This is a genomic window from Chitinophaga sp., from assembly GCF_036566945.1.
GTDB lineage: Bacteria > Bacteroidota > Bacteroidia > Chitinophagales > Chitinophagaceae > Chitinophaga.
In genome coordinates, this window is record NZ_DATCVJ010000811.1 from 1 (window position 1) to 12,160 (window position 12,160).

General features: G+C 46.2%; 4 protein-coding genes. All 4 read left to right on the forward strand.

Annotated elements, in window-relative coordinates:
• The first annotated feature begins 107 nt into the window (after positions 1-107).
• A complete protein-coding gene (locus VIP81_RS24525; protein WP_331967544.1) occupies positions 108-4,205 on the forward strand; it encodes a two-component regulator propeller domain-containing protein in 4,098 nt (1,365 codons plus the stop codon).
• Between the two features lie 584 nt (positions 4,206-4,789).
• Positions 4,790-7,639 carry a TIM-barrel domain-containing protein gene (locus VIP81_RS24530; protein WP_331967546.1) on the forward strand — a complete coding sequence of 950 codons (2,850 nt, stop codon included), beginning with the start codon at positions 4,790-4,792 and terminating at the stop codon, positions 7,637-7,639.
• Between the two features lie 87 nt (positions 7,640-7,726).
• Entirely contained in the window at positions 7,727-10,855 is a 3,129-nt protein-coding gene (locus VIP81_RS24535; protein ID WP_331967548.1) for a TonB-dependent receptor, read from the forward strand.
• Between the two features lie 12 nt (positions 10,856-10,867).
• Positions 10,868-12,160 (forward strand): RagB/SusD family nutrient uptake outer membrane protein (locus VIP81_RS24540; protein WP_331967550.1); only part of this gene is annotated, 1,293 nt, incomplete at its 3' end.

Below are 12,160 nucleotides of genomic sequence, written 5' to 3' on the forward strand. Positions count from 1 at the left end.
TAAAGGTCGAATTCTTTCGACCTTTCTTTGTTTATAACCGTTTTGTACTATATTGTTGCGCCTTTATAATTGTCAGGTCAACAATTTTTCAACCAAGGAATGTGTCCATGCGGAAGAGGGTTTTCATATTCATTTTATTAATACTATTCTCAACACTTATATGGGGGCAAACCCTCACCTATCAGTTCAACCGGATTGATATCAATCAGGGACTGTCTAATAACCAGGTAAATTGTGTATTCAGGGATAGTACCGGCTTCATGTGGATTGGCACGGTGTCTGGCCTGAACCGGTTTGACGGGTATCATTTCACCGTTTACCAGCACGATCTACGCGACAGCACGTCCATTTCCGATAACAATATTGCTAAAATTATGACGGGGCCAGGGCAGCAGCTCTGGATACAAACCCGCCGGGGCATCAATATATATAACCCACTCACCACCCGGTTTAACCGGCATCCTGAAACGATCCTGCAGCAATGGGGTATTCCGGGCAATGCGTTGACGGATATCATAAAAGACAGGTCGGGGCAATACTGGTTCCTCCATCCTACTGCCGGTATTTTTTTGGTAGATGCCGTTAATAAGTCCCTGTCACTGGTGCATACCGCGGACAGCAGCAGCATTGCCACTAATAGTGTTTCCGCCATGGTGCAGGACAAGGCTGGTGGTTACTGGCTACTACACAGCAATGGGATCCTGGAAAAACTGGACGCGCGCAGTCATCGGGTAGTGTACCGGAACACCACCCTCGTAAAACCGGAACGTTCGGGTGCCGGCTGGAACATGGTAACCGACAATGACGGCGACCTGTGGATATTTAGTAATAATGAAGACAACGGCGTTTACTATTTTGCCGTCAACGGACGCAGCTTCCGGCATATTGATCAGGCTACCCCGGGGCTGGCGCTGAACAATAATATTGTGCGGGGCATTGTGCCGGATAATAACGGGCAAATCTGGATTGGTACGGATCATGGCGGCATCAATATTATTGATAAGAAAGCCCAAAGCATCCGTTACATGGAGAATATCAACGAAGATAACCGCAGCCTGAGTCAGAACAGCACCACTACCCTTTATAAAGACAATACCGGTATTATCTGGATAGGTACTTTTAAAAAAGGACTGAACTATTATCATGAAAACATGGTAAAATTTCCGCTCTATCAGTACCAGGCGTATAGCCGTAACAGTTTGCCCTATAATGACGTGAACCGGTTTGTGGAAGATGCCAGCCATAACTTGTGGATAGGTACCAACGGCGGCGGATTGATCTATTTTGACCGCAGCCGGAATACCTTTACCCAATACCGGCACGATGCCGGCAACCCCCATAGTATATCCGGTAACGTTATTGTGAGTTTGTGGATAGACCATCGGCAACAGCTATGGGTGGGTACCTATTTCGGAGGACTGGACCGGTTCGATGGTCATCAGTTTATTCATTACAAGCATGATCCGAAAGACAGCAGTAGTTTGAGTGATAACAGTATCTGGGAAGTGCTGGAAGACAAAAACAAGCAGCTGTGGGTAGGCACGCTGAACGGTGGTTTGAACAGATTGGATCCTATAACCCAACAGTTTCAACACTATTCAAAAGAAGTGCCTTCCAAATATATTTCCGCCCTCCTGGAAGACAAAGCCGGAAATCTGTGGATTGGCACCTCGGAGGGATTGGATGTAAGAAATGCGCAAACCGGCGCCTTTAAACATTACAGCAACGTTCCGTCTGTAGCCGGAAGTTTGAGTCATAATAATGTAGTCTGTATTTTCCAGGACAGCCAGGACCGCATCTGGGTGGGCACCCGCGAGGGGCTGGATCTTTTTAATCCTGCAGACAACAGCTTTTATACCCTTCGCAAAGAAGACGGGTTGCCGGATAATTCTATCCTGAATATCCTGGAAGCAAACGATCATAGTTTGTGGATGAGTACTCCCAATGGCTTGTCTAACATGACTATCCATGCCGCTACTAACGGCAAAGGCCCTACGTATTCATTCAAAAACTATGATGAATCGGATGGCTTGCAGGGCAAAGAGTTTAATGAAAATGCAGCGCTGAAAACAAGCCGGGGAGAACTGATCTTTGGTGGTGGCAATGGTTTTAATATCTTCTACCCAAATGCCATTGCCCTTAACAAGAATATACCGCCGGTAGTACTCACCGATCTGCAGATATTTAACAAGAGTATTTTACCTGGTGAAAAAATCAATGGCCGGATACTGCTCACCTCAGCCATTCCTGAAACACGGAGCATTACCCTGAAGCCCGGCGAAAATGTTTTTTCACTGGAATTTGCTTCCCTGAATTATTTCCACCCGGAAAAAAACAGGTATGCGTATATGCTCGAAGGCTTTAATAAAGAATGGTTGTATACCGATGGCCTGCAACGAAGGGCTACCTTTACCAACCTCGATCCAGGCACTTACACTTTCCGGGTAAAAGCATCCAATAATGATGGGGTATGGAATGATACCGGCGTTACCCTGCAAATCCGTGTGTTGCCACCTTTCTGGAAAACATGGCCCGCTTTCCTTTGCTACGCGCTGCTTATATTGGGTGCCCTATTGATCGCCCGGAGGATTATCCAGGAAAGAGAAAGACTCAAATTCAGGATGGAGCAACAAACGCAGGAAGCCGCGCGTATGCACGAACTGGATACCCTGAAAATACGCTTCTTTACCAATGTGAGTCATGAGTTCAGAACACCCCTTAGTCTTATTATTACTCCCCTGGAAAAGATTATCCGCCAAACTACGGAAGGCAGTGTAAAGGGACAGCTGGAGCTAATGCAAAGAAATGCCCGGCGCCTGCTGAACCTGGTGAACCAGTTGCTCGACTTCCGCAAAATGGAAGTACAGGAAATAAAACTGCATACCGCCGAAGGGGATATGGTAGGTTTTGTAAAAGAACTGACCGGCTCCTTTTCCGACCTGTCTGACAAAAAGCATATACAGCTTGCCTTTCAGAGTAATGTGCAGGAGCTGAAAATGTTGTATGATGCCGATAAAATAGAGAAGATCCTCTTCAACCTGCTTTCCAATGCCTTTAAATTTACGCCGGAAAACGGCAGTATATCCGTTGGCGTTAGTTACCAGGAAGCCTCCGCACAACTGGAAATAGCCGTAAAAGATAATGGGATTGGTATTCCTTTGGAAAAACAGGATCATATATTTGAACGTTTCTTCCAGCATGAAGTACCTGCTTCCATGGTGAACCAGGGCAGCGGGATTGGTTTATCTATTACCCGGGAGTTTGTAAAAATGCATGGAGGTAGTATTAGTGTAGACAGTGCTCCGGAAATGGGCAGCTGCTTCACCGTAATACTACCCGTAAAAACCGCAACGGCAGCAGTACCGGGAGCTGTGCAGGAAACCATCCGCAGCACAACGCCCGCCGCCATACCCGCCACCATTAATACCAGCAGCAAGAAGCCGGTGGTCTTATTGGTAGAAGACAACGAAGATTTTCGCTTCTACCTGAAAGACAACCTGGGGCAGTATTTCCAGATCATAGAAGCAGAAAACGGACTGGCTGCGTGGAAACTCTTACAGCATACCCTCCCCCACCTGATTGTGAGTGATATTTCGATGCCGGAAATGGATGGACTGGAACTCTGTAAGAAAATACGTTCACAGCAGCGTACAGCGCACCTGCCTATTGTATTGCTCACCGCGCGGGCAGAAGAAGCCCAGCAGCTGGAGGCTCTCGAAACCGGCGCCTCCGATTATATCACCAAGCCCTTTAACTTTGAAGTGCTGTTATCAAGGCTCAGAAATATTATCTCCCAGCAGTCTTCTTTACGAAAAACCTTCCAGCAGCATATAGATGCACATCCCAGCGAGGTGGCTATTTCTTCCGCAGATGAGCAATTTATCCGGCAGGCATTACAGATAGTAGAGAAGAATATTTCCAATCCCGACTTTTCAGTAGAAGAACTGAGCCGGGCTTTGTTTATGAGTCGGGTATCTGTATATAAGAAGATATTAGCGCTCACCGGCAGGTCACCGATTGAATTCATCCGGAGCATCCGTTTAAAACGGGCGGCGCAGTTGCTGGAGAAAAGTCAGTTGACCGTAGCCGAAGTCGCCTATGAAGTAGGATTCAACAACCCGAAATATTTCACCAAATATTTTAAGATGGAGTACAATGTATTGCCATCCTTGTATAAAGCAGAAAGCGGAAGGCATAAAGCATAAAGCTACCGTAGCGGACATATGAGCGGATAATCTGTATCCCACATCCCCGACAATAGCTTTTTGCTTTATGCTTTATGCTTTCCGCTAAAAAAAACAATTCTGCCCTATTAAATAACGAAATGCTACCCCTCTCTCCGCGGGGCAATGGATAATTTTGCCGGAATGATTAAGAAGCGGGAGGGAGCAGGCATAAAGCTGATGCCTTCTCCCTCCCGCTCAAAAATTTTCTGTCTATGCTCAAGCACAACTTCAAAAAAAATAACCGGCTGTATCTGTTGATCGAAATCCTGCTCTACTGTTTGATCACCATTTCCCTCCTTGGATTATTGCTCCTATAACCCGTTTAAAACCAATGGCTTCCTGGTTTACTGATTAACATTTGATGCCCTAACCGACATCAATCTGCTACCTCTCTCGCCCAGGCGGTTAACATAATCACCCTATATCTAAAACATACCGGTACCCTGTGATTCCCTGCGTCCATTTATTTTTGTTTTCACACGTTCTGAAGTAAACACGTTTTTGAAAAAAGCCACACGTACCACAAACAACCACGTTCAATCAAGGAAAAAATCCGTTTCGATATGCAGATAAAGAGGGCGATACCGATCGTACTAATGACGCTTCTTACCTCCTGGTGTTATGCCAGCCAGGTAGATAAGCTGGCAGATGGCCTGGTGATTCATTTAAAACAACGAGCTCCTAATGGTGCCAAACAGGTAAGGCTTCAGGTAGTTTCCGACAAAGTAATTCATGTAACCGCCACTCCGGGAGATCAGTTTGATACGACTCCCAGCCTGATGGCAATAGATATAAAAGGGAATGCCATAAAATGGGATTCAGAAGAACAAACAAACGCGGTGGTATTGAAGACTGCCAGTCTTACCGCCACGGTGGCTCTCCAGACCGGGGAAGTAGTTTTCCGCGACAATGCCGGAAATATTATACTCCAGGAGCAGAAAGGTGGTGGTAAAAACTTTATCCCTGTTACGATCGATAACAAAGCATTATATCGAATCCAACAGGCATTTGAATCTCCCGCTGATGAAGCATTCTACGGTTTGGGACAACACCAGACCGGCCTGATGAACTATAAAGGCCAGGATGTAGACCTCACGCAGTACAATTCTGTAGCTGCCGTTCCTTTTGTCATTTCTAATCGTCATTATGGTATTTTATGGGATAACTACTCCATTACCCGGTTCGGAGATGAGCGCCCATACGAGCAAATGTCTGCCTTACACTTAACCAGCGCAGATGGAAAAGCCGGTGGTTTAAGCGCTACTTATGGCGATCGTTATAACAATACTGTGTATGTGAAAGCAGTAGAAGATAAAATTGACTACGAATTCCTCGACCGCTTAGCTAATCTCCCTGCGGCTTTCCCGATGGTAAAAGGAAAAGTAACCTGGGAAGGTACCGTGAATGCAGACGAAAACGGTGAGTACAAATTCTTCATGACCACCTCCGGATATACCAAAGTATGGATAGATGGACAGCTAAAGCTGGACAGGTGGCGCGAAAGCTGGAATCCGGGTGCTTCCGTATTCCGTCATGCGCTGAAGAAAGGACAACCCACTACTATTAAAGTGGAGTGGATCCCGGAAACTTCACAATCCTTTATTTCCCTCAAATTCCTTTCTCCTACGCCGGCAACTGCTGCGGACAAGATGAAGCTGACTTCTGAAGCCGCCGAAAAAATTGACTACTACTTTATGTACGGTGAGAATATGGATGAAGTGATCAGCGGATACCGTCAGGTAACCGGCAAAGCTACCATGGTACCTCGTTGGGCATTAGGCTTCTGGCAGAGCAGAGAGCGTTATAAAACGCAGGATGAAATAGAAAATACGGTGGCCGAATTCCGTAAACGCAAGATTCCACTGGACAATATTGTGTTGGATTGGAGCTACTGGAAACAGGATGAATGGGGCAGTCAGCAGTTTGATCCGGCACGTTTTCCCGATCCGGCAGGATTGATTAAGCGCCTGCATGAAAAGTATCACGCCAACTTCATGATATCTGTGTGGCCCAAATTTTATGAGGGCATCGATAACTACAAGTTGTTCGATAATAAAAACTGGCTATACAAGCAGAATATTAAAAACCAGCAGCGCGACTGGATAGGTAACGGTTACGTATCTACGTTTTACGATGCGTTTAACCCGGAAGCGCGCAAACTCTTCTGGAATCTGATCAACAAAAACCTGTTCAGCAAGGGTATAGATGCGTGGTGGCTGGATGCCACAGAGCCGGACATACTGTCTAACTCTTCTATAGAACAGCGCAAAACGCTGATGAATCCAACTGCGTTGGGCTCTTCCACACAATACTTTAATACATACGCTCTGTTAAATGCCAAAGGTATTTACGATGGTCAACGTGCCACCAAACCGGATCAGCGTGTATTTATACTTACCCGTTCTGCCTATGCTGGTTTACAGCGGTATGCTGCGGCTACCTGGAGCGGTGATATTGCTGCTACGTTTGAAGAAATGAGCAGACAAATACCTGCAGGGCTCAATTTCTGCATGTCTGGTTTACCTTATTGGACAACGGATATCGGAGGCTTTTTTGTAGAAGATAAGTACGACAAACCGAATCCGCAGGGTCCTGCGCTGGAACAATGGAGAGAGCTGAATACGCGTTGGTTTCAGTATGGTGCTTTTTGTCCGTTGTTTCGTTCTCACGGGCAGTATCCTTACCGGGAGATGTTTAACATTGCACCCGACAGTACGGTAGCGTACCAGTCGATGCTTTACTATGATCAGCTACGTTACCGCCTGTTGCCTTACATCTACTCACTGGCTGGCAGCACTTACCATCACGACTATACGATTATGCGCGGGTTAGCGATGGATTTCGGACAAGATACAGCGGTATTGAATATCCGGGATCAATATATGTTTGGTCCTTCCCTGCTGGTGAATCCGGTAACACAGTACCATGCGCGTAGCCGGGAATTGTATTTACCGGCGGGTAATGGCTGGTATGATTTCTATACCGGTGTGTACCAGGCAGGCGGGCAGCATGTAACGGCCGCAGCACCTTTATCGCGGATGCCCTTGTATGTAAAAGAGGGCGCCATTTTACCGGTAGGTCCGGCATTACAGTATACCAATGAGCGGAAGGCGGATACCATACAGCTATATGTATATACTGGTAAAGATGGGGACTTTAGTTTGTATGAAGATGAAAACAATAACTACCAATATGAAAAAGGCGCTTACAGTAACATCTCTTTCCACTGGGATGAAGCCGCGCAAACATTGAGTATAGGAAAAAGAGCGGGTAGTTTTCCGGACATGTTACAGCAGCGTTATTTCCGCGTAACATTTGTGGGTAAGCAAACGCCTGCCGGTCCGGACATTAGCAATAAGACAGGTAAAATGATAACATATAATGGAATAGCAAAAACGGTCCGGGCCATCTGACCTGGACCATCTTTATCTATTGAAGAATAGTCTGTTTAAAAGAAATATATCATTCAAATTCCTTCGCCTTAATAAAACACGTTAAACATGAAAATCTGGTACACCATCAGCAATTTATTTCCGCGGCAATCTGTCATACGGACACTTGCTGTATGCAGTCTGGCTGTTGCACCTCCCGCGTTGCAGGTTGCCGCTGCAAATAACGGGAAGGCATATACGCGTCCTGTAAAACAAACGATCACGGGCAAGGTACTGGATGCCAAAGACGGTTCTCCTCTGCCTGGTGTAAATATTTTAGTAAAAGGCAGCACCCGCGGTACCATTACCGGTGCAGATGGCGGGTTCAGCTTATCGGCAGATGCCGGCGAAGTACTGGTGATTTCGCTGATGGGTTTTAATAAGCAGGAAGTGCCTGCCAAAGTGGGCGGTGCCATGGTGATACGTTTGGAATCCGCTTCCACTGGTTTGGAAGAACTGGTAGTGATAGGTTACGGTGCGCAAAAGAAAAAAGTACTGACAGGGGCTACTGTGCATTTAAGTACAGATGACCTGGTAAAGAATCATAGCGTAAGCGTAGAGCAATCGTTGCAGGGGCAGGTACCTGGCGTGCAGGTAACTTCCAACTCCGGACAACCGGGTGATGCGATGAAATTTACCATCCGGGGTATTGGTACCAATGGTAATTCTAAACCGTTGTTCATTGTAGATGGATTTCCGGCAGAAGATATCAACTATCTGAATCCCTCGGACATTGCCAGTATCGACGTACTGAAAGATGCGGCTTCCACGGCTATTTATGGTACCCGCGCCGCTAACGGACTGGTGATGATTACCACTAAAAAAGGAAGAACCGGTAAAATGAGCGTCAGTTTCGACGCCTCTTACGGGTTGCAGAATCCTGCTAAAAAGCTGGACCTGCTGGACGCGCAACAGTACGCCAATATTATGAATGAAGCGGCGATCAACTCAGGTGCCGTTCCTATTTATTCAGCCGACTCCATTGCCAAACTGGGCAAGGGTACTGACTGGCAAAAGGCGGCTACCATAAAAAATGCGCCCATTCAGAATTACAGTCTGGGGCTTTCCGGTGGTAACGAACATTCTATTTTCTCCTCTTCCCTCTCCTATCAGGGACAACAGGGGGTAATGGGATTACCTGGTAAATCTAATTTCGAAAGAACATCGCTGCGTCTTAACTCAGAGCATAAGTTATATAAAGACCTGATTAAGATAGGGGAGAATTTAACGTATGCGCATACACGACAAATGGGTATTGGCACCGGTAATATATACAACAACTCCATTCGCGGGTTATTGAATGCCGATCCTACTTTCCCGGTGTATAATGCAGATGGCAGCTATGGTAAAGCAGCGTATGCAGATGAGATCAACCCGATTGGCGCCATTGATTACCTGCAAAATAATAAAAGTATTACCGACAGGATTATTGGTAATATATATGGAGAAGCCACCCTCATCAAAGGGCTTACCTTACGTACCGATTTTGGCGCGGATGTTTCCTATAACTATCTCAATTCCTTTATTCCGGTTTACAACCTGGGTACCAATAACAGCAATGAACATTCGCAGGCAGCACAATCGATATATCGAACGCTTAACTGGAACTGGGACAATACCCTTAACTACCAGTTTACCACCGGTAAGCATAACCTGAATATTTTAGCTGGTACTACTGCCAGGAAAATTGAAGGGTATAATGTAGGTGGCAGCACAACGGATCTGATCATTTCTGATTTTGAACATGCTGTGATCAGCAACGGCTTAAACAAAGACACCCGGCAGGTATATGGCACGCGGTATGTGGAAGCGCTGCAATCTTACTTCGGACGTGTATTTTACAGTTATGACGAAAAATATCTGCTGACTGCTATCCTGCGCCGGGATGGCTCTACCAAGTTTGGCGCCAACAATCGCTATGGATATTTTCCTTCCTTTTCTGCCGGATGGATTGCCACCAACGAAAGCTTTTTGCAAGACATCAAGTGGCTGAACTTCCTGAAAATCCGTGGTGGCTGGGGTAAAAATGGTAACGACAGGATTGCCAGCTATGCATACTTAGCCACTGTAAATTCTACCTACCGTGATTATTACTTTAACGGAGTACAAACGGTGGGCGCTTCTCCCAACAAAATTCCCAATCCCAACCTGAAATGGGAAACTTCCACACAAACGGATATCGGATTTGACGCCACGCTGTTCAAAGATGTGACTATTGCGTTTGACTGGTACCGCAAACAAACCATCGACTGGCTGGTAGATGCTCCTATCCCTGCTATTGTAGGTACCGGCGCTCCTACCATCAATGGTGGTAATATTGAAAATAAAGGCATTGAGCTGGCGATTAACTATAACCATCAATTTGGCGAAGTAACGATTGGTGTGGGTGGTAACATTGCCTTCAATAAAAATACGGTAGTAGAAATTCCTAATCAGGAAGGCGTATTACATCCTTCTTACAATGGAGTATTATCTTCCAATATGGATGAATACTTCCGTGCACAGAACGGCATGCCTATCGGTTATTTCTACGGATTAAAAACGGATGGCGTCTTCCAGAATCAGGCAGAAATAGATGCCTATACCGGCAAAGGTGGTCAGAAAATACAGCCGGGGGCACAGCCTGGTGATGCAAAATTTGTAGACCTGAATGGTGATGGTACGATTACCGCTGACGATAAAACAAAAGTAGGTAACCCCAATCCGAAACAAACCTATGGCATTTCTTTATCTGCCGGCTGGAGAGGATTTGATTTGTCGGTATTACTAAGTGGTGTAGGTGGCAATGATATCGTGGATGGTACCAGGGCGTATGACCGGTTTTACAACAACTATACGACGGCTGTTTTTGACCGCTGGCACGGAGAAGGTACTTCTAATTCTATGCCCCGTGTAACACAGAATAATGAGGCCAATCAGAACTACACGCGTTTCTCTGACCTCTATGTACACAATGGCGCTTTTATGCGTATCAAGAGTATCAACATCGGATATGATTTTAAGAAAACATTGCTGAAGCATGTACCTATACAGCAGTTCAGGCTGTATGTTTCAGGGCTGAATGTATTTACGTTTACGCATTACCGTGGGCTTGATCCGGAAGTGGGTTATGGTATCGACAGCTGGTCTTCCGGCACCGACCTTGGCTATTTCCCACAGCCCAGAACCATTTTATTCGGTCTTAATGTTAAATTTTAAACTCCGGCAATCATGAAGAAAATATTTGCAGCAATAATAATCACCGGGTTACTGGGTTCCTGCTCTAAGAGTTTCCTGGAAACATTACCCGTAGATGCAGTGACAGAAGATGACTTTTACAAAACGCCTACGGATGCTTTCCAGGCGCTGGTGTCGGCTTATAGTGTATTAAACTGGGATGGCTACGGCAACATTGAGCTGACTTCTGAAATAGCGTCAGACAATTGTTTTGGTGGTGGTGGCGCTTCCGATAATGGCTGGAGTCAGTGGGACAAGAGTTTGAAGCTGAATGACCTCAACAGTAATGCGTGGACAAAATATTATGCCGGTATTTATCGTGCCAATAAGTTCCTGCAAAAAGTGGGGAATGTGAACTTTAACGGTGACGAGGCTACGAAAAAACGTTACATCGCAGAGGCGCATTTCCTGCGTGCTTACTTTTACTTCGACCTGGTGCGTATGTTTGGGCATGTACCATTGCTCACGGAGCCTTTGGAGCCGGGCAACTATAATATTCCGCAGGCAAGTCCTGACAGTGTTTACATGCTGATCGCCAATGATCTGAAGCAGGCAGCTGCTGATCTGGCACCTACTCCTTACAGCAGCATTCCGGCTGCAGAAAACGGCAGGGCTTCCAAATGGGCCGCAGAGGCTTTGCTGGGCCGGGTATTTCTTTATTACACCGGGTATTACAACAAGCCAGATATTGCGGGCGTAGTCACGCAGGCAGATGCTATTGCCGCGATAGATGATGTGATCAATAACAGCGGTTATAGTCTCGTACCCAAATATCAAAACCTGTTCAGGGCTTCTGCAGAAAGTACCACTGCCTATGCAGGACAAAATAACCAGGAAGGCATTTTCACCATACAATATACCTACCTCGGTATGGGGGATCAAAACCAGCAAAACGGTAACCGGGTGCAGGTGATGTTAGGCATCCGCAGCCAGGTGCTGGCGCCCTACTATAAAGGATGGGGTGCAGCAACGGTGAATGAAGCACTGTATCATTCCTTCGCTCCCGGCGACAGCAGACAATCGGCTTCTATCATTTCTATTGTGGGAGAAGGATTTGGGAACAGTTTTGTATTGGGCGATCAGGCGCAGTATACGGGCTTCTACTGTAAAAAGTATACACCGTTGGAAGACAAAAATGCAGATGACCTGGGGGGTAGTTTCCAATGGGACAATTTCGACAATTATATGGTGATCCGTTTTGCAGATGTGTTGCTGATGGGTGCAGAACTTAATCTGACCGGCAATGTAAGCAAGGCACAGGGCTACCTGGACCGTGTACGCGACCGT